Raw genomic sequence first — 21,205 nt, forward strand, 5'->3', positions numbered from 1 at the left:
CAGCCGCCGTCGCTCGCGCAGTCGACCGTGTCGAACGAGCCTTCGGCCAGGGGCTTCCACGTCCTGCCGGCGTCCGTCGTCACGTCCGTGCCCGTCGGGCCGACCGCCAGGGCCGCGGTGCGCAGGTGCGGGAGCCAGGCCGCGCCCGAGCGGTACGCCGGGGGCGGGGTGGACGCGGGACGCCAGGTGCGGCCCGCGTCCGCCGATACGGCGGCGGCCCGCGGGGAGGCCTCGCCGGTGCGGTAGTCGCCGCCGACCGCCAGCCCCGTCGTACGGTCGCGGAAGGCCAGGGCGAAGACCCCCTTGGCCGGGTCGCCCGCCGGGATGCCCGACTCGGCGACCCGCCAGGTGCGGCCGCGGTCCGGCGAGTGCAGGATCCGGCCGGCCGCGCCGCCGCCCGTGGCCAGCCAGACGTCGCGCGGCCCCGCACTGACCAGGCACTGGCCGCTGGCCGCGAACCCCGCCTCGCCCGCCAGGGCGTCCGGCATCCCCGTGCGCGGCAGCACCGCCCAGTTCCGGCCGCCGTCGTCCGTCGACAGGATCCGGAACTTGCCGTCCACCGGGTCGCTCACCGCCAGGCCGTGCCGGGGGTCGAAGAAGGTGAGGCAGTCGTAGAACGCCCGCGGGTCGGGGTTGCGGAAGGTCTCGGCCCAGGTGGCGCCGCCGTCCTCGGTGCGCAGCACCCGCGAGGCCGCGCCCTCCCCGATGGACAGGGCCACCGCGTGCCGTGCGTCGAAGGCCTCGATGTCGCGCAGTTCCAGGCCCTCCGCGACGGCGCCCGGCGGTGAGACGTCGCGCCAGCTGCGGCCGCCGTCCACCGTGCGCAGCACGGTGCCCTTGGTGCCTGCCACCCAGGCCGTGGACCGGCTGACCGCCGCGAGCCCGCGGAACCGGGCGTCCTTCCCGGTGTCCTTCAGGGCCCAGCCCGCGCCCCGTAACGCCTGCGCGTCCGAATTGTCCTGCGCGTGCGCGGGGGCGGCGAGCAGGCCCACCGCCAGAGCCGCCGCGCACGTGCCAACTCCCAGAAGTCTCATGGCGCCGGAAGCTAATGCACGCCGGATTCGGCGTCCAGGGTGCGTCCGTGCCGCCGCGTTCCTACGCTGTGGCCATGCCATCCAGGGAACCCAAGGCCTACGAAGGCAAGCGCATCACCGTCACTTACGACACCGGGCGGTGTCTGCACGCCGCCGAATGCGTGGGCGGGCTCCCCGAGGTGTTCGACTCGGGGAAGCGCCCGTGGGTACAGCCGGACGGCGCCGAGCCGGAGCGCGTCGCCGAGGTGATCCGCCGGTGCCCCTCGGGTGCGCTGCAGTACCGGCCCGCCGGGGACGGGCCGGCCGAGGAGCCGGACCGGCCGACGACGGTCGTGCGCTCGTCCGCCGGGCAGCTCGTGATGCGCGGCGATCTGCGGGTGGCGACCCCCGACGGGACCTTCCGGAGGGAGACCAGGGCGATGCTTTGCGCTTGTGGAGTGAGCGGGAACCAGCCGTTTTGCGACCACTCCGGGGCATGCGGCCGCGACTGACAGCCCTTCGCTCACCCGACTCCCGCCGTCACTCTGTGCGATCAAACGGACGCGTTCCAGCCAATCGGTGACACAGCTCACGTCAGTTCGCATGCACGGATTTGCCGATTCCGGCGTCTATCCGGTTGTCGGGCTTCACCCCATGCCCGGCAGCAGATCCGCCGCAAGGGAGCGAGCCTTGATCACCGTTATCGAGCAGGCCGTGCAGGCCCGTCTGGTCGCCACCGCCCCGAAGGTCGAGACCGTGCCCGTCACGCTCTGCTACGACCGTGCGGATCCCTTCGCCGTGCGCATGGCCTTCCCCGCTCCCGCCACCCTGGAGGGCGTGGAGGTTTCGTGGACCTTCGCCCGCGAGCTCCTGGAATCGGGGCTGGACCGCCCGACGGGGTGGGGTGACGTGCGGGTGCGCCCGTACGACGTCGACCGGACCACGATCGAGTTCCACGCGCCCGAGGGAGTGGCGATCGTGCTGATGCTGACGGTCGAGCTGCACCGGTTCCTGGAGCGGGCCGCGACGATCGTGCCGCCGGGCCTGGAGCACCTGTACCTCGACATGGACCACAGCCTGGCCGAGCTGATGCGCGACCCGCGCTGAGACCGGTCCGCCACCCGTCCCGGCGCCCGCCCCCCGGGGCCGCTCCGTACCCGCACCCGCGGCCGCATTTAAATCGTTTGCGGGCGGCTCCCGGCCGCCCGTAGCTTCGTAGACGCCCCATTGCCGTCGAAACGGAGCAGGACGTTGCTCTTCTGAGGTCCGAGACACCGACCGATCCCGCCGTACCGACCCGTTCCGCGTCGGATCCGACCGTCGGCTGTCTCCCCGCGTTGCACGCACACTCACGCAACCTGGAGGCCTCCATGAGCCACGCCCCTGCATTCATCACCTGTTCCGCCCTGTCCTTCGACTGGCCCGACGGGACCCCCGTCTTCGACGACTTCCACTGGGCCGTCGGCCCCGGCCGTACCGGCCTCATCGGCCTCAACGGCTGCGGGAAGTCCACCCTGCTCAAGCTGATCGCCGGTGAACTGACCCCGACCGACGGGCAGTTGTCCGTAGCCGGCACCGTCGGGTACCTCCCGCAGAGCGTCACCCTCGACACCGCCCTGCGCGTGGACGAGGCGCTCGGCATCCACACCGCCCGCGCCGCCCTGCACGCCATCGAGGCGGGCGAGGCGAGCGAGGCGAACTTCGCCGCGGTCGGCGACGACTGGGACGTCGAGGAGCGGGCCCTGGCCACCCTCGACGAGCTCGGCCTCGCCCGGATCGGCCTGGACCGCACGGTCGGCGAACTGTCGGGCGGCGAGTGCGTGTTGCTGCGCCTGGCCGCGCTGCTGCTCGCCCGCCCCGACGTCCTGCTGCTCGACGAGCCGACGAACAACCTGGACCTGCGGGCCCGACGCCGCCTGTACGCGGCGGTCGAGTCCTGGTCCGGGGTCCTCCTCCTGGTCAGCCACGACCGGGAGCTGCTGGAGCGGGTCGACCAGATCGCCGACCTGCACGACGGCGAAGTCCGCTGGTACGGGGGCAACTTCTCGGCGTACGAGGAACAGCTGGCCGCCGAGCAGGACGCGGCCGAGCGGATGGTCCGGGTCGCGGAGGCCGACGTGCAGCGGCAGAAGCGGGAACTGTCCGACGCCCACATGAAGTTGGCGCGGCGCAAGCGGTACGGCCAGAAGATGAACGACTCGAAGCGCGAGCCGAAGATCGTCATGGGCGCCCGCAAGCGCGCGGCCCAGGAGTCGGCCGGCAAGCACCGGATCCTGCACACCGAGAAGCTGGCCCAGGCGAAGGAGCGGCTGGACCAGGCGGCGGAGGCGGTGCGTGACGACGACGAGATCCGGATCAAGCTGCCGGCCACGCAGGTCCCGCCGGGCCGCCGGGTCCTGACCTTGAGCGACGTCCACCTGGCGTACGGGGCCCGGGTCGCGGGCGAGTGGGAGCTGCGCGGTCCGGAGCGGATCGCACTGGTGGGCCGCAACGGCTCGGGCAAGACGACCCTGCTGCGCACGATCGCGGGGGCGCTCCCGCCGGTGTCCGGTGAGGCGATCACGCACGTGCCGACGCGGTTCCTGCCGCAGCGGCTGGACGTGCTCGACGAGAGCCGGTCGGTGGTGGAGAACGTGGCCCGGTTCGCCCCGCAGGCCTCGAACAACCTGGTCCGGGCGCGGCTCGCGCACTTCCTGTTCCGGGGCGCCCGGGCGGACCGGCCGGCCGGCACCCTGTCGGGCGGCGAGCGGTTCCGGGCGGCCCTGGCGGCGCTGCTGCTGGCGGAGCCGGCTCCGCAGCTGCTGATGCTGGACGAGCCGACGAACAACCTGGACCTGGCGAGCGTCCGGCAGCTCACGCAGGCGCTGGAGTCGTACGAGGGCGCCCTGCTGGTGGCCAGCCACGACGTGCCGTTCCTGGAGTCGGTGGGGATCACCCGCTGGCTGCTGCTGGACGGCGAGCTGAAGGCGACGACGGCCGAGGAGGTGCGCGAGGCCCTCTGGCACGAGTGAGCCCGGGCGGGTCCGCCGCGCGGTCGTCGGCCGGCCGGCGCCGAAGGGGCGGCCGACTCCGCAGCCGTAATGCCCGTCTTGGCGGTGACCGACGTCAAGGCGGGTGTCACGGGCCACCTGCCGGGGCGACTTTTGCTCCGCCGGGCGCTTCACGCGCGCCCTCAAACTGCGCAGATAACCGGACGTAACCGGTCATATGAACGCCTGGGGCTTGGCTGGCTCTCACGCTCCGCTTAACCTACGGGTTCGTAGGCTACGGAACCGTAGGTATTTCGCTTTGTCCTCAGGAGCACCCGTGACACTCACCTCTCCCCACCTCGGCAGCTCGGAGGCGTGGACCGACGCCAAGCTGCTGTACGCGCTGGAAGAGGTGGTCGAGAAGGAACTCAACCGCCATCTGAAGGTCACCAAGGACTGGATGCCCCACGAGTACGTCCCGTGGAGCGACGGCCGGAACTTCCCTGGCTTCTTCGAGGACGGCGAGGCCTGGGACCCGCAGCAGTCCAAGGTCACCGACATCGGCAAGATCGCGCTGGTCGTGAACCTGCTGACCGAGGACAACCTCCCCAGCTACCACCACGAGATCGCCACGCTCTTCGGCCGCAACGGCGCCTGGGGCACGTGGGTGCACCGCTGGACGGCCGAGGAGGGCCGCCACGGCATCGTGATGCGCGACTACCTGCTGGCCTCGCGCGCCGTGGACCCGGACAAGCTGGAAGCGTTCCGCATGCAGCACATGTCGGAGGGGTTCGAGTCCGACAACCGGCACTCGATGCTGCACTCCGTGGCGTACGTGGCCTTCCAGGAACTGGCGACCCGCATCTCGCACCGCAACACCGGCCACCAGTCCGGTGACCCGGTCTGCGACCGGATGCTGGCCCGCATCGCGCAGGACGAGAACCTGCACATGATCTTCTACCGCAACCTGCTGGGTGCGGCCTTCGAGATCGCCCCGGACCTGACGATGCAGGCCGTGCGGGACGTCGTGGTCAACTTCCGGATGCCCGGACACGGCATGCCCGGCTTCGAGCGGATGGCCGCGCAGATGGCGATCGGCGGGGTCTACAACCTGCGGATCCACCACGACGACGTGCTGAGCCCGGTGATCCGCTTCCTGAAGATCATGGACATCGACGGTCTAGGCCCCGAGGGACAGCAGGCCCAGGAGGAGCTCGGGCTCTTCATGGGCGGCCTGGACTCCGAGGCCCGCAAGTTCGACGAGCGGCTGGCCGCCCGCGCGGCGCGCATCGCGGCCCGCAAGGCCTGACCGGCACGACGGGCCTGACCGGCCCTACCGGCACGCAACGCCTCGAACCCTGGCATGGCCCCCGCCCTGCCAGGGTTTCGCGTTGTCGTACGTGGGTGGCCCGGCGGCGCCGGGCCCGGTCAGCCGCGCGGGCGCAGCGCGAGGCGCTCGGACTCCGAGAGGCCGCCCCAGACACCGAAGCGCTCGTCGTTGGCCAGGGCGTACTCCAGGCATGCCGCGCGGCCCTCGCACGCCCCGCACAGCCGCTTGGCGTCCCGCAGGGAGGAGCCGGGCTCCGGGAAGAAGAAGCCGGGGCCCGTCTGGGCGCAGAGGGCGAGGTCGTACCAGGCGGGCGCGGCGGTGGTGGAGGTGTTCATCGACATGCCGCAGATCCTCACCGCCGCCGATGGACGTCCGATCAACGCCTGATCAACACCGGGCTCCTCAGGACCGGTACGGGCTCCTCAGACCCCCGGTGCCGCGGCGCTGGCGATGACGGCGAACCGGGCGCCGTAGGGGTCGGCCAGCTTCGCGAAACGGCCCACGCCCTCCATGAAGACCGGCGACAAGCGGACCTTGCCGCCCGACTCCTCCGCAGCGGCCGCCGTCACATCGCAGTCGGCGACCTCGAAGTACGGTGTCCAGTAGGGGCGTTCGGCGTCCTCCACCGGATCGCTCCCGATCGGGACGATGCCGCCGAAGGCCGCCTCGTCCGGCGTGCCCGCGGCCTTGACCGCGGTGTACGAGCCGCCCTCGAAGGGCATCTCGACGATCTCCCAGCCGAAGACCGCCCCGTAGAAGGACGCGGCCGCCCGCACATCGCCCGTGTAGAGCTCGGTCCAGCACAGGGTGCCGACCTCGGTCACGGCGCCCAGCCCCTCGATCCTGCCCGGCTGCCAGATCGAGAACGTGACTCCCGCGGGGTCGGCGAAGATCGCCATCCGGCCGAGGCCCATGACGTCCCGGGGCGCGACGGCGACCGTGCCGCCCGCCGCGACCACGGCGGCCGCGGTGGCGTCCGCGTCGGAGCTGCGGAAGTACAGCGTCCACGCCGACCGGACTTCGCCCGGTGCGACGGCCATGGCGCCCGCCACCGTCCTGCCGCCGAGCTGGAACATCGCGTATCCGCCGACTTCCTCGCCGCCCGGCCGGTAGTCCCAGCCGAACAGTGCGGTGTAGAACCCGGCGGCGCCGTCGAGGTGGGGCGTGCCGAGGTCGACCCAGTTCGGGGAGCCGTCCTTGTAGTCCGTGGTGAGCATGACCCGTACTCCTTCCGTCCTCCCTGCGGGCACGGCACCCGCCGCCGGCCGCGCGCTCAGCCCTCGCCCTTCGCGTCCTCGCCCTTCGCGTCCTCGCCCGTGCCCTTGCCGTCCTCGTGCTTCGCCCGGCTCGGCTGGACGCGCTTGGGCTCGCCGGGCATCTTCGGATAGTCCGGCGGGTACGGCATGTCGCCGAGGCCGTGGTCGTGTTCGTGGCGCTCGGCCAGTTCGAGGGCGGCGTCCAGGGTGAAGGCGTGCTCGTCCATGTCCGCGTGCAGGTCTCCGAGCTCCGCGTACCGCGCCGGCATCGTGGTGATGTCGAAGTCCCGGGGCTCGGCGGAGTCGATCTCGTCCCAGCGCAGCGGGGCCGAGACCGGGGCGTGCGGGCGCGGGCGGACGGAGTACGCGGAGGCGATCGTGCGGTCGCGGGCCGTTTGGTTGTAGTCGACGAAGATCCGCTCGCCGCGCTCCTCCTTCCACCACGCCGTGGTCACCTTGCCGGGCATCCGCTGTTCCAGTTCGCGGCCGATCGCGATCGCGCAGCGCCGGACCTCGGTGAACGTCCAGCGCGGCTCGATCGGGACGAAGACGTGCAGACCCCGGCCGCCCGAGGTCTTGGGCCAGCCGCGCAGCCCGAGGTCCTCCAGTACGTCGCGCAGCTCGTGGGCGCAGATCACCGCGTGGTGGTAGTCGGTGCCCGGCTGCGGGTCCAGGTCGATGCGCAGTTCGTCGGGGCGGTCGGTGTCCTCGCGCCGCACCGGCCAGGGGTGGAAGGTCAGGCAGCCCAGGTTGGCGGCCCACAGCACCGCGGCCGGTTCGGTCGGGCAGATCTCGTCGGCCGTGCGCCCGCTGGGGAACTCGATGTGGGCGGTCGGGATCCAGTCGGGCAGGTTCTTCGGGGCGCGCTTTTGGAAGAAGGACTCGCCCTCCACCCCTTCGGGGTAGCGCTCCAGGGTGGTGGGCCGGTTGCGCAGGGCCCGCGTGATCCCGTCGGCCACGGACAGGTAGTACCGCGCCACGTCCAGCTTGGTCAGGCCCCGCTCGGGGAAGTAGACCTTGTCCGGGCTGGACAGCCGCACGGTCCTCCCGCCCGCTTCCAGCTCGATGGCATTCCCGGATGCACCCATGTGCGCCACGGTAGGCGGCCCCCGCCAGGTGCGCATACCGGGCGACCGGGGACGTACCGCCGCAGAATCTAAGACATGGATCTGCCCGTGATGCCGCCCGTGAAGCCGATGCTCGCCAAATCGGTGTCCAAGATCCCTCCGGGTATGCAGTACGAGGCCAAATGGGACGGCTTCCGCGCGATCGTGCACCGCGACGGCGACGAGGTGGAGATCGGCAGCCGCACCGGGAAGAGCCTGAGCCGCTACTTCCCCGAGCTGGTGACCGCCCTGAAGGAGAACCTGCCGGCCCGCTGCGTCGTGGACGGCGAGATCATCATCGTTCACGGCGGGCGACTGGACTTCGACCGCCTGACCGAGCGCATCCATCCCGCGCGGTCCCGTGTCGACATGCTGGCCCAGAAGACCCCCGCCAGCTTCGTCGCCTTCGATCTGCTCGCGCTCGGGGGCGAAGCCTTCCTCGACACCCCGCTCGCCGACCGCCGCACCGCCCTCACCGACGCCCTGTCCACTGCCCGGCCCCCCGTTCATCTCGCGCCCGCGACCACCGACCCCGCGCTCGCGCAGGACTGGTTCGAGCGGTTCGAAGGCGCCGGGCTCGACGGGGTGATCGCCAAACCGCTCGATCTGCCCTACCGGCCCGATGCCCGCCTCATGTTCAAGATCAAGCACGAGCGTACGGCGGACGTCGTCATCGCGGGTTTCCGTTTCCACAAGAGCGGTCCGATTGTCGGATCGCTGCTCCTGGGCCTGCACGACGCCCACGGCGCCCTCCAGCACGTCGGGGTCTGCGCCGCCTTCCCGATGAAGCGCCGGGCCGAGCTGGTGGAGGAACTCGCGCCCCTGCGGATGGACGACCCGACCGGGCATCCGTGGGCCGCCTGGGCCGAGGAGTCCGCGCACGAGAGCGCCCGGCTGCCCGGCGCCCAGAGCCGCTGGACCGGCAAGAAGGACCTCTCCTGGGTCCCGCTGCGCCCCGAGCGCGTCTGCGAGGTGGCGTACGACCACATGGAGGGCGACCGCTTCCGGCACACCGCCCAGTTCCGCCGCTGGCGGCCCGACCGCGATCCGCAGAGCTGTACGTACGCCCAACTGGAGGAGGTCGTCGGCTACGACCTCGCCGAGGTGCTCGGCGAGGTCGCGGGGTCGGGGTCGTAGACCAGCCGCTCCCACTCCTGCCGGTCCGGCCCCACCGCGTGCGGCGCGTACCCGGGCCGGGCCGCCAGCCAGCGCTCCACCCGCGCCCGCACCCGCGGGTCCGCGTACGCCCGCTCCGGCGGTTCCACCAGGTGCCGCACGCGGGCCCGGGCCCGCATCACCTCGGGGTCCTCCAGCGCGCACTCGAACAGCGCGGCCACCGCGCGCGCCGAATCCCCGCGCCCCGCCCGCGTCGCGAACCGCTCCCCGATGGCCGCGTCGGCCACCACCTGGAAGTCGAACCAGGGCTTCAGGGTCCGTACGGCCCACGCGTGGTACGCGGCGGCGAACCGCACCGCCCCCGGATCCTGGTGCGCCGTACGGGCCACCCTGCACGCGGCCCACAGCGCCAGCGAGATGCCCTGCCCCAGCGTCGGGTTGGTGTGCGTGAGCGCGTCCCCGATCGGCACCAGACCCGTGGCCACCGGCCCCCGCTCGTCGACCAGCGCGCTCCACCGGTTGTCCAGGCCGCCCGCGGCCAGCACCCCGGACAGCGGTTCGGCGCCCAGCTCCAGCCAGGCCGCACCGGGCGGAAAGGCCCGCGCGGCGGCCTCGAACACGGCGGGGTCGCGCAGCGCGGCGCGGGTGGTGTCCCGGGTGTGGACGAACAGGGTCACCGCGAACACCCGGTTGTCGGCCGGGAAGACGGCGCACCCCGCGAAGGCGTTGCCGGTCACCGCCCACGGCCGGCGGGGCCCCTCCTCCCTCCCCTCCGGCAGCCGGTACCAGCGGCAGAAGTACGCCAGCCCCGTCCGGTGCCGTTCCACCACCGCCGGCCGGCAGCCCGCAGCGGGCAGCAGGCGCTCGACGCCCCCGCGCCGCCCGCCCGCGTCCACGACCAGGTCCCCCGCGTACGCACCGGCCGGCGTGGTCACGCCCCTCACCCGTACGGCGGAGCCCCGCGGTTCGGCCACCAGCCCGGTCACCGGCTCGCCGTGGCGCATGACGGCCCCCGGCTCGGCGCGCAGCGCCGTGGTCAGGGCGCTCTCCAGGACGATGCGCCGGGCCTGGAGCATGACCAGGTCCTCGTCGCCGGGCTGCGCGGGCGGGCGTACGTCGAACCAGTCCAGCTCGTGCCGCTCGCGGGCTCCGAGCCGCAGCATCTCCGCGTGGACGTCGGGCAGTTCCCGCCGCAGGACGGTGCGGGCCGCGCCCAGCAGGGCGTGCGGTTGCGCGGCCTGCGGGACGCCCGGCCGGTGCCAGCCGAAGAAGTCCCGGTCGAGCGCGGCTCCGGGGGCGCGCCCATCGCGTTCGAAGAGCTCGGCGGTGTGCCCGTACCGCGCCGCGAGCAGCGCGGTCGCCAGCCCCGCGACACCTCCGCCGATGACCAGCACGTGTGCCATTGCGAGCCCCCCGGGCCTCTGAGCCGACGAACGGTACGAAGATCAGACTTGTCCAGAGCCTGCACGATCCCGTCCCGGCCGAAACCCGCACATCCGTCCGACGGACCAGGCCATCCGCGCCGGCGCGGGATCCGGGCAGTGATCCCGCGGCCTGCCGACCGGGCCGCGCACCGCAGACGGTTCGGCCGTCCCGACGGCAGGCGAGCGACCTGATGCGACGTCAGCGCGCTGTGGTTCGGCGGTGGATCGGCCTGTGCGGGTTCAGGGGAGTTTGGCGGCCAGGACGTCGATCTTCTGGATGTCGGGGGCGTCGGCGAGCAGGGTGGGGGCGATGTCCATGAGCGCGGCGGCGATCTTGCCGTTCAGGTGGGCCTCGCGCCCGGCTTCGTCCTTGAAGGTGTCGAAGACCCCGAAGCTCGTCGGGCCGAGCCGGAACGAGTACCAGGTCACGGTCTGGGATTCCTGCCGGGCCAGTTCCAGAGCGCTCTCCAGGAGTTCCTGGACCTGGGCGGCGTGCTCGGGCTTGGCCTCGATACGGGCCAGAAGACCGGTGTTGATCATGGATTCTCCAGAGGTCGGGCCGACCGGGGTTCATCGGTCGGGCTGTGAGAGGAGGAGGCCGTTTGCCGTGAAAGGCCGTGGAGCGTCTGCTGCGTTACCCGCCCAGCCAAGGGGTGGTTTCCACCCGGGCCTCGGCTTCCACGCTGGTCGGGACGGGCCTTTCCGGGAAATGCCACTCCGACGGCGGCATGGCCCGCGATTCCGGTCGGCGCCACCGTCGCCCTCACAGCCCGACCGGCTCTGCTCCGTCCGGGTGAATCGACTGCTCTTCCCGGCGTCGTGGCAGGTGACCGCCTCGCGGCGGTCGACTGCGCCGGCAGCGGCAACGACAGCGGCAGCGGGCCTTCGGAGGGATGTCCGCCCGAGATGCACAGGTGCGGGCAGGTGACTAGCCTGGGCAGGAGAGAACCGCAACTGCGGTGATTCAGCGCCTGCGGTATGCGCTACCGCGCAGCTCTCGTATCAAGTGCGAACCAGCCCATGAGGTCCGCGGCCGAAGGCCGCGTCGACGGCGGAGTTGCACTTGGCGCACCCATGCGGGCGTGCGCTTGCCCCGCAGACATCCCTGTGCGAGGCGGCATCGACTGTGTGCCGCTGTGCGGCACGACGTCAAGAAGGGATTTTCCATGAAGGCAATGAGAGCGAAGAGGCTCTTCGCGGTGTCCGCCATCGGTGTTCTGATGGCCGGCGGCGCCGCCGTCGGTGCGGCCGGTACGGCATCGGCCGCGACTCCCACCCAGTCGGTCGCCTACGTCAGCCACGGCGGCTGGGACCACGACGACGACAACGGCTACAACCACGGCTGGTACGACGACGACGATGACTCCGGATGGAACGGAGGCTATGACGACGGCTGCTGACGCAGCCCGGACCAGGGGCGGGCTGCGCATCGCCGCACCGCGATGACAGCCCGGTTCCTCTCAGCCTCGTCTGAACGCCCCCTGAGTTCCGCCCGAGCCGGCGGCGCGGTGGGCTTCGAGGGCCCGCAAGCCCTCCTCCTCGATCAGGTCGCCGTTGATCGCCACGGCCGCCCGCACCCCGGCCGCGGCCGCCCCGGCCAACTGCTCCATGGGCGCGGCCACGTTCCCGGCCGCCCAGACCCCCCGCAGCGCGGTGGCCCCGGTCACCGGGTCCGCCTCCAGGCAGGTGCCGATCTCCGCTCCGGACCGCTCCACCGTGGCCACGGGCAGCCCCAGGCTCGTCGCCACCCCGGCGCGGGCGGTGAAGCGCGGGCCGACCACGAGGGCCGTGCACGCCACGCGCGCGCCACCGGCCAGGGTCACCCCGGCCAGCCGGTCGCCGGTGACCTCCAGGCCGGTCACCTCACCCTCCGCCACCGCGACGCCGAGCGCGGACAGCAGCTCCCGCTCCTCCCCGGCGAGCGGCCGGGTGTGGGTCAGCAGGGTCACGCGGTCGGTCCAGTTGCGCCACATCTGCGCCTGGTGCACGGCGAACGGACCGGTGGCCAGCACCGCGACCGGCTCGTCGCGCACCTCCCAGCCGTGGCAGTACGGGCAGTGCAGCACGTCCCGCCCCCAGCGCTCCCGCAGCCCCGGCAGCTCCGGCAGCTCGTCGACCAGCCCGGTGGCGATCAGCAGCCGTCCGGCCCGTACGACGGAGCCGTCGGCGCACCGGACGGCGAAGCCGCCGCCGGGCAGCCGGTCGGCGGCGAGCGCGGTGCCGGCCGGCCCGGAACGGATCCGGCCCCCGTACCCGGTGACCTCGGCCCGCCCCAGGGCCAGCAGTTCCGCCGGGCTCGCCCCGTCCCGGCCCAGGTAGCCGTGCAGATGGGCGGCGGGGGCGTTGCGGGGGCTGCCGGAGTCGAGCACCAGAACGGAACGACGGGCCCGGGCCAGGGTCAGCGCCCCGGCGAGTCCTGCGGTCCCGCCGCCCACGACCACCACGTCGTAGGAGGCCGACGGCGTGTTGTCCTTCGCGGTGTCCATACCGCCGAGGGTGTGGTCGGCCCGACCGGCTTGACAAACTCCGTTGCCGAACCGGCAAATGGAACGATGATCACACCCCATGACCGGCCCGGACGCCCGGCCCGGGCCGTCCCCCAGCCCAACGCCGTCGTCGGCGTCGGCCTCGTCGTCACCGACGCCGACGGGCGGGTGCTCCTCGGCGAGGCCCACGACGGCCGCTGGGAGCTGCCCGGCGGCAAGGTCGACCCCGGGGAGAGCTTCGAGCAGGCCGCCGCCCGCGAACTGGCCGAGGAGACGGATCTGCGGGCCGCTCCCGAGGACATCCGGATCCTGACCGTCCAGCTCTCACCGGAGGCGGGGATGACCCGCCTGACCGCGGGGGCCGTGACCGGCGCCGCCGAAGGCACCCCGAAGGTCACCGAGCCGCACAAGATCCTGCGCTGGCAGTGGTTCGCCCCGGAGGCGATCCCGCACTCCCTCTACGCACCCTCCGTGACGGTCCTGCGCGCCTGGCGCCCCGAGCTCGGGCCGACCCTGCCGCCCGTCCCCTCGTACGACTACCCGGCGCCGTGATGCCGTCGCCGGGCGCCGCCGGCCTGCTGTGACATCTCCCACCCCCTCTTGCCACATCAAGGAAGGCATACCTAAGTTCGTAGGTATGGACCCCTTCCGCCCCACACCCCCCACCGGTCCCGGAACCCCCGAGCTCGTCGACTTCACCGTCGACCTCACCGCTCAGGAGGTCCTGCGGAGGGCCCAGGTCATGGCCGCCCTCGGCCCGGACTGGGACCCGATCGAGGTTCTGCGCGGTGAGGAGGCGGCGTACGACCTGCTGTACTCCGGCCTCGACGCCGAGCAGCAGCGCATCCACGACGCCCTCGTCGAGGCCGGCGTACTCGCCCCGCGCGGGGACGGCCATGCTGCCGCTTGATCCGCAGGCGGACCCCGGCCGACGCGCCTGGGTGGCCTGCCCGAGCTGCGACGACGCCCGCGGCTGCGCGCCGTGCGAGGAGCGGCGCAGCTGCTCGGCGCACTGGCGCTACCTGCTCACCAACACCGGCAGCCTGCTGCACCTGCAGTGCCCGTCCTGCACCCACGTCTGGGTGCACGAGAGCGGCTTCGGCGCCACGCGCTCGCTGTGGAGCCGCGTCACCAGCGGCCGCGCGGCCGGACGCTGAGCGGCCCGGCGGCGGTCACACCCCCGCCGGGGTCTTCTGCCCGAAGTAGCCCTCGCCCAGGTCCTCCGCCAGCAGCCGCTTGGCGATCGCGTCGGCCGCCGCCCGCAGTTCCTCGCTCCGCGGCCGGCCGCGGTCCTTCTCCAGCTGGTCGCCGAGCCAGTCCCCCCACGCCCTGGACAGGGTCGCCGCCTCCCGCCGCCCCGCCGGGGTGAGAGTGAAGAAGGCGCCCTCGCGGGTCACGTACCCCTCCTGCTCCATCCGGTCGAAGACCGGCACCAGGACCTCGGGCGGCAGGGCGCGGCGCGAGGCGATGAGCCCGAGGCCGGCGTGGCCGACCGTCCGGGTCATGATCTCCACCTGCATCACCGCCCACGCACCCGCGATGTCCAGCCGGGTGTCGGAGTCGTTCACGATCGCCCGCGCCGTCTGCGGGCCCATGTTCCGTACGAGCTTGCCGACCGCCAGCTCCAGCAGTTTGGCCGAGTCCCCGGAGGCCGAGGCCGGTGAGGCGAAGCCGTCGCCCATGTCCGTCGAGGCCGCGCGGGCGGAGTCCCGCAGGGGGACCTGCTTGAGGAAGAGCGCGACGACGAAGCCGATCGCGGCCACCGGCACGGTCCACAGGAAGACGGTGTGCAGGGCCTGCGTGTACGCCTCGACGACGGGCGCGGCCGCCGCCGGGTCGAGGCCGTGCACCCCCTGCGGGCTCTGGGCGGTCTTCGCCAGCTGCGCCGGATCGGTCCCGGTCGCCCGGGCTGCCTCCGCCACCGCCTTCTCCAGTTCGGGGGCGAGGGTGTTGGCGTAGATCGTCCCGAACACGGCGGTGCCGAACGAGCTGCCGAGCGTACGGAAGAACGTGACACCCGATGTGGCCGTGCCGAGGTCGGCGTAGTCCACGGTGTTCTGCACGGCGATCGTCAGGACCTGCATGCACAGGCCGATCCCGGCACCGAGCACGAACATGTACAGCGATTCCAGCCAGGCACCGGTCTGGGAGCCCATCCGCGACAGCAGGTACAGCCCGATGCCCATCACCAGGGATCCGACGATGGGGAAGATCCGGTAGCGCCCGGTCTTGCTGGTCACGTTCCCGCTGAAGACGGACGCGATCAGCAGGCCGATCACCAGCGGCAGGGTCCGTACGCCCGAGACCGTGGCCGAATCCCCGTCCACGAACTGCAGGTACGTCGGCAGGAAGGTCATCGCGCCGAGCATGGCGAAGCCGACCACGAAGCTGAGCACCGAGCAGACGGTGAAGACCGGGTTGCGGAACAGCCGCATCGGCAGCATCGGTTCCGCCGCCCGCGTCTCGACCAGGCAGAACAGGGCGAGGGCGACGACGCCGAGCACGAAGAGCCCGATGATCGTCGCCGAACCCCAGGCGTACTCGTTCCCGCCCCAGCTGGTCGCGAGGATCAGGGCGCTGGAGCCCACCGCGACCAGGGCGATGCCGAGGTAGTCGATCCGGGTGCCGCCGGCCGCCCGTACCGAGGGGATCGTCCGGGCCGCCGCGACCACCACCAGGATCGCGATCGGGACGTTCACGTAGAACGCCCAGCGCCAGCTGAGGTGGTCGGTGAACAGGCCGCCGAGCAGCGGTCCGATGACCGTCGCCACCCCGAAGACGGCGCCGATCGCGCCCTGGTACTTGCCGCGTTCGCGCAGCGGGACCACGTCGGCGATCAGGGCCATGGAGGTGACCATGAGCCCGCCGGCGCCGATGCCCTGGACGCCCCGCCACAGGATCAGCAGGGACATGTTGCTCGCCAGGCCGCACAGGAACGAGCCGGTGATGAAGATGATCGCCGAGATCTGGAAGATGAGTTTCCGGCCGAACAGGTCGCCGAACTTGCCCACCAGCACCGTCGCGACCGTCTCCGCGAGCAGGTACGAGGTCACCACCCAGGACATGTGCTCCCCGCCGCCCAGATCCGCCACGATCGTGGGCAGCGCGGTGCCGACGATCGTCTGGTCCAGGGCCGCGAGCAGCACCCCGAGCATGATCGTCCCGAAGACGACGTTGCGCCGCCGCCGGTCGAGCACGGGAGGCGCCGGGGTGGGGGCTGCGGCCTCGGCGGGGGCAGTGGTCACATCTCGCACTCTCACAGCGCCCCCGCCCCGCCGCATGCGCACTGGGCCGTACGGGCGACCCACGGGCGACCGCGTGACCCGGCCGGGCCGGGATCAGCGCAGGTGGGCGAGGCCGGGATGCGCGGCCGCGTACCCCTCCACCAGCCGCCGGGCCACCGCGACCGAGTCCACCAGCGGGTGCAGCGCGAAGGCCTTGACGGCGTCCGCGCGGGAGCCGCTCGCGGCGGCCGCGAGGACCTCCCGCTCGACCGCCTTGACGGAGGTCACCAGGCCCACCGCGTGCAGCGGCAGCGGGTCCACGGCAACCGGGTGCGCGCCGTTCGCGTCGACCAGGCAGGGCACTTCGATGACCGCCCGCGCGTCCAGCACGGACAGCACGCCGCGGTTTCGGACGTTGAGGATCAGCGTGGCCCGCTCGTCGCGCGCGATGGCCCGCATCAGCGCGAGCGCCACCTTCTCGTAGCCGCCGGACTCCAGATCGCTCGCGTCGCGCTCGCCCGTGCCGGCCGCCTCGCGGTTCTCGGCCATGTACGTGGCCTCCCGCTCGGCCCGGGTGCGGTCCCAGGCGGCCAGCGCCGCTCCGGGCGGCTGCTCCGCGCGGCCCGCCTCGGCGTAGAACCCGCGCTGCTGGTCGCGCAGGAAGGCGCCGCGGGTCTGCTCGGCCTGCGTGTACGCCCGCACGGTGTCGCGGTTGAAGTAGTAGTAGTGCAGGTACTCGTTGGGGATCGCGCCGAGCGAGCGCAGCCACTCGGCCCCGAAGAGCCGGCCCTCCTCGAAGGACTCCAGCGCCGCGGTGTCGGCCAGCAGCCGGGGCAGTTCGTCACGGCCCGCGATGCGCAGCCCGCGGACCCAGCCCAGGTGGTTGAGGCCGACGTAGTCGATCCAGGCCTCCTCGGGCCGGGCGCCCAGCAGTCGGGCGAGGCGCCGGCCGAGCCCCACGGGGGAATCGCAGATGCCGATCACCCGGTCGCCGAGCTCCTCGGCCATGGCCTCGGTGACCAGTCCGGCCGGGTTGGTGAAGTTGATGACCCAGGCCTCGGGGGCGGTACGGGCCACCCTGCGGGCGATCTCCCGGGCGACCGGCACGGTCCGCAGGCCGTACGCGATCCCGCCCGCGCCGACCGTCTCCTGGCCCAGCACGCCCTCGGCCAGCGCGACCCGCTCGTCGGCGGCCCGACCTTCGAGCCCGCCGACGCGGATGGCGGAGAAGACGAAGTCGGCCCCGCGCAGGGCCTCGTCGAGGTCGGCGGTGGCGGTGACAGCCGGGGCGTCGGGCACCCCGGAGGCGGCCGCCTGGTCGGCGAGCACCCGGGCCATGGCACCGAGCCGGGCGGGATCCTCGTCGTACAGGGTCACGTGGGAGACCCGGCCCTCGGCATGGTCGCCGAGGAGTGCGCCGTAGACGAGCGGTACCCGGAATCCGCCCCCGCCGAGGATGGTCAGCCGCACGCCCTACCGCCCTTCGCCCGCGCCACGACCGGTGCCACGATCCGTGACGTCCGGTTCCGCGACACGGGATCGACCCGTGATGGAGGCTCCAGTGTCCCCCGCCGGGCTACTGGTCCAGCGACGGCACGGCGCGCAGCCGGGGTCCCTGGTGGAGGGGTGCGGCCTCGCCGCCGGGGACCGGACCCGTCGCCGCGCCCTGCGGCATGGACAGGATCATCGTGATCCGGGTGAGGCCCATCCCGTCGAGCATCCGGCTGGATTCGGCCACGAGCCGGCAGCGTACGTGCCCCCAGCGCGGGTCCCAGTGGCGGACGGTCCGCACGGCCCCGTCGCGTTCGGCGGCGTCCGCCCCGTGGGTGCTCAGCCAGTGCGGCACCCCGTAGCGGTAGGCCGCCTCCATGAAGGGGTCGCGGGCCACCTCCTGGCGGATGCTGACGAGGCCCTCGTCCTCCGGCGCCGCGGCGAGCGCGGCGGTGAACTGGGCCAACAGGGGTACGCACCAGGACGGTTCGTGGTCCTCCAGCACGGCGGCGGCGTCCGGGTGGAACAGCACGAAGCGCAGGAAGTTGTCGTCCGGCAGCGCGGTCGGGTGGGGGCGCACCGACTGGAAGAGCTTGTCGAAGGCCGAGTTGGTGAGCGCCACGTCCCAGCGGTGGTCCACGAGGAAGCTCGGGTAGGGCACGGCCTCCATGAGCGCCGCGTAGTCGCACAGGTAGTCGCGCTGGGCGGGGTCCTGGGGCAGCCGGCTCTCCTCGGCCGCCCGCCAGGTGGGCGGCGGGTCGCGGTCGACCATGACGCGGAAGAGCCAGAAGCACTGCCGCTCGCCCATCTCCAAGGCCTCGGCCAGGGCGAGCAGTTTGCGGTCCGTCCACTCCTTGACCAGACCGCGTTCCCAGTTGCCGTAGGCGCGGACGCTGATGCGCAGCCGGGCGGCGAGGTCCTCCTGGCTCAGGCCCAGTTCCTCGCGCCGCTGGCGCAAAATCTCCTTGCGTCGCTCCGACCGCACTGCGCCACGTGCGGACTCTTCGCCCGCAAGGCGCTCCTCAACGACTCGGGCGAGTCCGTCGGACGGGCCCACCGCTGCGAGATGTGGCACCGAGAGCTCCCCCTCTTCACGGTCTGGATCTTCAATTACCTCTGGCGATCCTGCTACCGACTTCATTCGAGTGTCAACTATCGTGGCAATTCCAGCCTCCTGACAGCTCATTCCCGCCACAGCTGTGGCAAGTTCTGGCCCTGCGGCAGCTCCTCGGCTAGATTCCAAAAGCCGACCATGTGCCCGAACCGACCCCGCCGCGATCTAGGAGAACCACTGGTGACAGACGGCTTCCCGGCTCCCGTCGCGGTGGCCAACGCGCCCCTGGCAGCCACCGTCACGCGCGTCGCCGAACTCGCGGGCAAGATGGGCCGCGACCTGAACAAGGTCTTCGACCTGCGCCGCCTGTCCGAGGCCTCCGGCGTCCCCACCGACGTGATCCGGGCCCTGCTCGACGGCCGGACCGCCGTCGAACCCTGCCTGCAGACGCGCTTCCTCCAGCGCCTCGACCTGCTCCGGCGCACCCGGCTGAAACCCAACGGGCGCCGCTACACGCAGCAGGAGATCGCGGACGGCGCCGGCATGTCGCGCCAGCAGGCGGGCGCCCTGATCAACGGCGACCGCCGGCCCACCATGGAGCACTGCGACGCCATCCAGCGCTTCTTCGGCGTCCACGCCGGCTTCCTCACCGCGCACGACGCCGAAGCCCTCACCGACGCCCTCCAGCGGACCGAACAGCAGCTGCTCCAGGACTACGCGGTCCGCGCGCGCGAAACCGTACCCGCCCCGGCCGCTTCGACCGGCGATCCGCTGGCAAGACTCCTGCAGAACCACGGTGTCCGCGGCATCGCCTGGCGCGCGGCCCAACTGCCCAGCGACAAACACCGGGACAAGGTGACCGAGTGGCTGGACATGCTTCTCGAAAGCGTCAAACCGAATGAATGATGACCCGGTCGAGAGTCTGGGTCTGATCCTTGAGTCCTGATCCGGATCCGCGCCGACGGGGAGAACGGTGAGCATAGGCAGAGAGCAGCGCCGGTTGTGCGGCGAACTGGTGGCCGGGCTCCGGCTGACCGCGCCCGTGGAACCCGTGGACCTCTACGCCGCCCTCTGCGAGGGCATGAGCAAGCACCGCGGCCGCCGGGTGGACTTCCGGATGGCCTCGTTCCCGCCGGGGACGGCCAGCGGCCTGTGGCTCGACATGGCGGACCGCGATCTGGTGGTCATCGAGGAACGCACGGCACCCGACCACCAGCTGGTCATCCTGGGCCACGAGCTGTGGCACATGAAGGCCGGCCACTGCAGCCACCACGTCGACGGCGCCGCCGTCGCCGCCCGGCTGCTGTCCGACGGGGCCGACCTCGGCGAGACCGTCCGCAGCGTCGCCGCGCGCACGCGCGCCGACGTCTCGGAGGAGACCGAGGCGGAGACGTTCGGTTTACTGCTGGGCAGCAGGTGTCGGACCTGGCTCGCCGGGTCCGGGAGTCATCGGGCGCCCGCACAGCGTGATCAGTTGGCGGGCCGCATCGAGGCCTCGCTCGGATACCGGGGGCACAGGAACGACCGTTGAACGGCCAGGACTACTACATACCGGCAGCCGCCCTGGCGGTCTCACTCGCCTTCAAGCTGCCGGCGCTACGGCACAACTGGCGCGATCCGCTCCTGCGGTCGGTCTGCGCCCTGCTGGTCCTGGCCGGGTCGGTGTTCACCTTCGCCGCCCCGCCCACCATCGAAGCGGTCAACGGGTGGACCGGCGTCACCAACTTCTCCGCCCCGCTCGTCTACTGCCTGATCACCCTCTTCAGCGCCGCCTGCCTGGTCCTGATCGTGAACTGGCGCGGCGGCCCTCCCGAGGAGACCCGGCGCATCTCGCGCCGCTGGATGACCGGCTACGCCGCCGTCGTCGTGGTGCTGGTGGTCCTCTTCGCCCTCGGCGACACCCCCGTCGAACGGCTGCGGGACTTCGACACGTTCTACGCCAACACCCCGTACATCCAGCAGATGATCGCCCTCTACCTGACGGCGCACCTCGTGGCGGCCGTCGTGATGGTGGCCATGTGCTGGCGCTGGTCCCTCCAGGTGCACGGCTGGCTGCGGATCGGCCTGATGATCATCGTCTCGGGCTACGTCTTCAACCTCAGCTACGACGCCACCAAGATCTCCGCGGTCGTCGCCCGCTGGGCCGGCCACGACCTCGACGACCTGAGCACGTACGTCGCCCCGCCGCTCGCCTCCGTCGGCGCGCTGATCAGCGCGATCGGCTTCGTCCTGCCCCTGCTGTGCCAGCGGCTGTCCGACAGCTGGCAGACCTGGACGACGTACCGCCGCCTGGGCGCGCTCTGGCACGAGGTGCAGATCGGCGCCCCCGGCGGTACGCACGTCGTGCGGATGTCCTGGTGGGCCCCGGCGGAACTGCGGGTGATCCAGCGCGAGTCCGACATCCACGACGGATTCCTGCACCTCGGCCCGTACTTCGACCCGGCCCGCCGCGAGGACGCGTACGAGCGGGCCCGCGCGGCGGGGGCGGAGGAGGAGACGGCCCGGGCGGTCGCCGACGCGGCCATGGTCGCGGCCGCCGTCCAGGCCCGCTCGGCGGACCCCGAGGGCGCGGTCATCGGGGCGAGCGAGGAGAGCGTGCTCGACACCCTCGGGGGGCCGCGCGACCTCGTACGCATCTCGCACGCGCTGCGGCATTCGCCCGTGGTGGCGGCCGTCCGCCGGCATGTGGCCCTGTCGGGGAGCGGGCCGGCCTGAGCCGGCCCGCCCGGCCGGTCT

Annotated in this window: 22 protein-coding genes; 12 read left to right on the forward strand and 10 right to left on the reverse strand. The window is 72.5% G+C overall.

All coding sequences use genetic code 11. The annotated features are described in order from the left end of the window. Positions 1-1,034 (reverse strand): WD40/YVTN/BNR-like repeat-containing protein (locus ACS04_RS11925; protein WP_048476596.1); only part of this gene is annotated, 1,034 nt, incomplete at its 3' end. A 74-nt stretch (positions 1,035-1,108) separates the two neighbouring features. Between ACS04_RS11925 and ACS04_RS11930 the strand changes: the two genes are divergently transcribed. The 4 genes from ACS04_RS11930 to ACS04_RS11945 all read left to right on the forward strand — a co-directional run bounded on the left by ACS04_RS11930 (position 1,109) and on the right by ACS04_RS11945 (position 5,291). Next, positions 1,109-1,525, forward strand: a complete 417-nt coding sequence (locus ACS04_RS11930; protein WP_048476597.1) for a (4Fe-4S)-binding protein — start codon at positions 1,109-1,111, stop codon at positions 1,523-1,525. Positions 1,526-1,667: 142 nt separating this feature from the next. Further along, positions 1,668-2,120 carry a spore wall synthesis regulator SsgD gene (ssgD, locus tag ACS04_RS11935; RefSeq protein ID WP_398024769.1) on the forward strand — a complete coding sequence of 151 codons (453 nt, stop codon included), beginning with the start codon at positions 1,668-1,670 and terminating at the stop codon, positions 2,118-2,120. A 263-nt stretch (positions 2,121-2,383) separates the two neighbouring features. Continuing rightward, complete coding sequence (locus tag ACS04_RS11940) at positions 2,384-4,024, forward strand: ABC-F family ATP-binding cassette domain-containing protein (protein WP_048476533.1); 1,641 nt, start codon at positions 2,384-2,386, stop codon at positions 4,022-4,024. 295 nt (positions 4,025-4,319) lie between these two features. Continuing rightward, entirely contained in the window at positions 4,320-5,291 is a 972-nt protein-coding gene (locus ACS04_RS11945) for an acyl-ACP desaturase (protein ID WP_048476534.1), read from the forward strand. Between the two features lie 119 nt (positions 5,292-5,410). On the opposite strand, the gene ACS04_RS11950 is transcribed toward ACS04_RS11945, so the two are convergent. From ACS04_RS11950 to ligD, 3 genes are all read right to left on the reverse strand, one after another. Then, positions 5,411-5,653 carry a WhiB family transcriptional regulator gene (locus ACS04_RS11950; RefSeq protein ID WP_048476535.1) on the reverse strand — a complete coding sequence of 81 codons (243 nt, stop codon included), beginning with the start codon at positions 5,651-5,653 and terminating at the stop codon, positions 5,411-5,413. An 81-nt stretch (positions 5,654-5,734) separates the two neighbouring features. Then, positions 5,735-6,529 (reverse strand): VOC family protein, encoded by a 795-nt coding sequence (locus ACS04_RS11955; protein ID WP_048476536.1) that lies wholly within the window; start codon positions 6,527-6,529, stop codon positions 5,735-5,737. Positions 6,530-6,585: 56 nt separating this feature from the next. After that, positions 6,586-7,656: a non-homologous end-joining DNA ligase gene (gene ligD / locus ACS04_RS11960; RefSeq protein ID WP_048476537.1), complete on the reverse strand. Its 1,071-nt coding sequence runs from the start codon at positions 7,654-7,656 to the stop codon at positions 6,586-6,588. A 75-nt stretch (positions 7,657-7,731) separates the two neighbouring features. Between ligD and ACS04_RS11965 the strand changes: the two genes are divergently transcribed. Next, the gene (locus ACS04_RS11965; RefSeq protein WP_048476538.1) at positions 7,732-8,811 is read left to right on the forward strand and encodes an ATP-dependent DNA ligase; all 1,080 of its coding nucleotides are present in this window, start codon (positions 7,732-7,734) and stop codon (positions 8,809-8,811) included. Here the strand turns inward: ACS04_RS11965 and ACS04_RS11970 are convergent. Then, the gene (locus ACS04_RS11970; protein WP_048476539.1) at positions 8,763-10,193 is read right to left on the reverse strand and encodes an NAD(P)-binding protein; all 1,431 of its coding nucleotides are present in this window, start codon (positions 10,191-10,193) and stop codon (positions 8,763-8,765) included. The two genes, ACS04_RS11965 and ACS04_RS11970, sit on opposite strands and share 49 nt — an antisense overlap. Before the next feature lie 261 nt (positions 10,194-10,454). Further along, positions 10,455-10,754 (reverse strand): putative quinol monooxygenase, encoded by a 300-nt coding sequence (locus ACS04_RS11975; protein ID WP_048476540.1) that lies wholly within the window; start codon positions 10,752-10,754, stop codon positions 10,455-10,457. 626 nt (positions 10,755-11,380) lie between these two features. Here ACS04_RS11975 and ACS04_RS11980 point away from each other — a divergent pair. Continuing rightward, positions 11,381-11,614 carry a hypothetical protein gene (locus ACS04_RS11980; protein ID WP_209441684.1) on the forward strand — a complete coding sequence of 78 codons (234 nt, stop codon included), beginning with the start codon at positions 11,381-11,383 and terminating at the stop codon, positions 11,612-11,614. 60 nt (positions 11,615-11,674) lie between these two features. On the opposite strand, the gene ACS04_RS11985 is transcribed toward ACS04_RS11980, so the two are convergent. After that, on the reverse strand, positions 11,675-12,700 hold the full coding sequence (locus ACS04_RS11985) for an NAD(P)/FAD-dependent oxidoreductase (RefSeq protein WP_048476542.1): 1,026 nt from the start codon (positions 12,698-12,700) through the stop codon (positions 11,675-11,677). Between the two features lie 66 nt (positions 12,701-12,766). Here ACS04_RS11985 and ACS04_RS11990 point away from each other — a divergent pair, with 66 nt between their 5' ends. The 3 genes from ACS04_RS11990 to ACS04_RS12000 all read left to right on the forward strand — a co-directional run bounded on the left by ACS04_RS11990 (position 12,767) and on the right by ACS04_RS12000 (position 13,857). Continuing rightward, positions 12,767-13,252 (forward strand): nucleotide triphosphate diphosphatase NUDT15, encoded by a 486-nt coding sequence (locus ACS04_RS11990; RefSeq protein ID WP_048476543.1) that lies wholly within the window; start codon positions 12,767-12,769, stop codon positions 13,250-13,252. A gap of 85 nt (positions 13,253-13,337) precedes the next feature. Further along, positions 13,338-13,610 carry a DUF6400 family protein gene (locus tag ACS04_RS11995; protein WP_048476544.1) on the forward strand — a complete coding sequence of 91 codons (273 nt, stop codon included), beginning with the start codon at positions 13,338-13,340 and terminating at the stop codon, positions 13,608-13,610. Then, positions 13,597-13,857, forward strand: coding sequence for a hypothetical protein (locus ACS04_RS12000; RefSeq protein ID WP_048476545.1), 261 nt, complete (start codon positions 13,597-13,599; stop codon positions 13,855-13,857). The genes ACS04_RS11995 and ACS04_RS12000 overlap by 14 nt, the downstream gene beginning before the upstream one ends. A gap of 15 nt (positions 13,858-13,872) precedes the next feature. Here ACS04_RS12000 and ACS04_RS12005 read toward each other — a convergent pair whose 3' ends face one another. The 3 genes from ACS04_RS12005 to ACS04_RS12015 form a co-directional block, all read right to left on the reverse strand. Further along, complete coding sequence (locus ACS04_RS12005; protein ID WP_107438588.1) at positions 13,873-15,981, reverse strand: DHA2 family efflux MFS transporter permease subunit; 2,109 nt, start codon at positions 15,979-15,981, stop codon at positions 13,873-13,875. Between the two features lie 57 nt (positions 15,982-16,038). After that, positions 16,039-17,394 (reverse strand): 6-phospho-beta-glucosidase, encoded by a 1,356-nt coding sequence (locus ACS04_RS12010; protein ID WP_048476547.1) that lies wholly within the window; start codon positions 17,392-17,394, stop codon positions 16,039-16,041. Between the two features lie 106 nt (positions 17,395-17,500). Then, on the reverse strand, positions 17,501-18,373 hold the full coding sequence (locus tag ACS04_RS12015; protein ID WP_053080751.1) for a helix-turn-helix domain-containing protein: 873 nt from the start codon (positions 18,371-18,373) through the stop codon (positions 17,501-17,503). A 336-nt stretch (positions 18,374-18,709) separates the two neighbouring features. Between ACS04_RS12015 and ACS04_RS12020 the strand changes: the two genes are divergently transcribed. From ACS04_RS12020 to ACS04_RS12030, 3 genes are all read left to right on the forward strand, one after another. Further along, the gene (locus ACS04_RS12020; RefSeq protein WP_048476548.1) at positions 18,710-19,375 is read left to right on the forward strand and encodes a helix-turn-helix domain-containing protein; all 666 of its coding nucleotides are present in this window, start codon (positions 18,710-18,712) and stop codon (positions 19,373-19,375) included. Between the two features lie 67 nt (positions 19,376-19,442). Beyond that, entirely contained in the window at positions 19,443-20,000 is a 558-nt protein-coding gene (locus tag ACS04_RS12025) for a hypothetical protein (protein ID WP_048476549.1), read from the forward strand. Then, on the forward strand, positions 19,997-21,184 hold the full coding sequence (locus ACS04_RS12030) for an MAB_1171c family putative transporter (RefSeq protein ID WP_048476550.1): 1,188 nt from the start codon (positions 19,997-19,999) through the stop codon (positions 21,182-21,184). Before ACS04_RS12025 ends, ACS04_RS12030 begins: the two co-directional genes overlap by 4 nt. Positions 21,185-21,205: the final 21 nt, after the last annotated feature.

The organism is Streptomyces roseus (assembly GCF_001044425.1).
Taxonomy (GTDB): domain Bacteria; phylum Actinomycetota; class Actinomycetes; order Streptomycetales; family Streptomycetaceae; genus Streptomyces; species Streptomyces roseus.

Bases quoted from the DNA above. Each gene is read 5' to 3' on its own strand.
- ssgD (WP_398024769.1), top strand. From the start codon at position 1,668: ATGCCCGGCAGCAGATCCGCCGCAAGGGAGCGAGCCTTGATCACCGTT.
- ACS04_RS11990 (WP_048476543.1), top strand. From the start codon at position 12,767: ATGATCACACCCCATGACCGGCCCGGACGCCCGGCCCGGGCCGTCCCC.
- ACS04_RS11940 (WP_048476533.1), top strand. From the start codon at position 2,384: ATGAGCCACGCCCCTGCATTCATCACCTGTTCCGCCCTGTCCTTCGAC.
- ACS04_RS12005 (WP_107438588.1), bottom strand. From the start codon at position 15,981: ATGCGGCGGGGCGGGGGCGCTGTGAGAGTGCGAGATGTGACCACTGCC.
- ACS04_RS11950 (WP_048476535.1), bottom strand. From the start codon at position 5,653: ATGTCGATGAACACCTCCACCACCGCCGCGCCCGCCTGGTACGACCTC.
- ACS04_RS11965 (WP_048476538.1), top strand. From the start codon at position 7,732: ATGGATCTGCCCGTGATGCCGCCCGTGAAGCCGATGCTCGCCAAATCG.
- ACS04_RS12000 (WP_048476545.1), top strand. From the start codon at position 13,597: ATGCTGCCGCTTGATCCGCAGGCGGACCCCGGCCGACGCGCCTGGGTG.
- ACS04_RS11980 (WP_209441684.1), top strand. From the start codon at position 11,381: ATGAAGGCAATGAGAGCGAAGAGGCTCTTCGCGGTGTCCGCCATCGGT.
- ACS04_RS11995 (WP_048476544.1), top strand. From the start codon at position 13,338: ATGGACCCCTTCCGCCCCACACCCCCCACCGGTCCCGGAACCCCCGAG.
- ACS04_RS11970 (WP_048476539.1), bottom strand. From the start codon at position 10,193: ATGGCACACGTGCTGGTCATCGGCGGAGGTGTCGCGGGGCTGGCGACC.
- ACS04_RS11985 (WP_048476542.1), bottom strand. From the start codon at position 12,700: ATGGACACCGCGAAGGACAACACGCCGTCGGCCTCCTACGACGTGGTG.
- ACS04_RS11955 (WP_048476536.1), bottom strand. From the start codon at position 6,529: ATGCTCACCACGGACTACAAGGACGGCTCCCCGAACTGGGTCGACCTC.
- ACS04_RS11975 (WP_048476540.1), bottom strand. From the start codon at position 10,754: ATGATCAACACCGGTCTTCTGGCCCGTATCGAGGCCAAGCCCGAGCAC.
- ligD (WP_048476537.1), bottom strand. From the start codon at position 7,656: ATGGGTGCATCCGGGAATGCCATCGAGCTGGAAGCGGGCGGGAGGACC.
- ACS04_RS11930 (WP_048476597.1), top strand. From the start codon at position 1,109: ATGCCATCCAGGGAACCCAAGGCCTACGAAGGCAAGCGCATCACCGTC.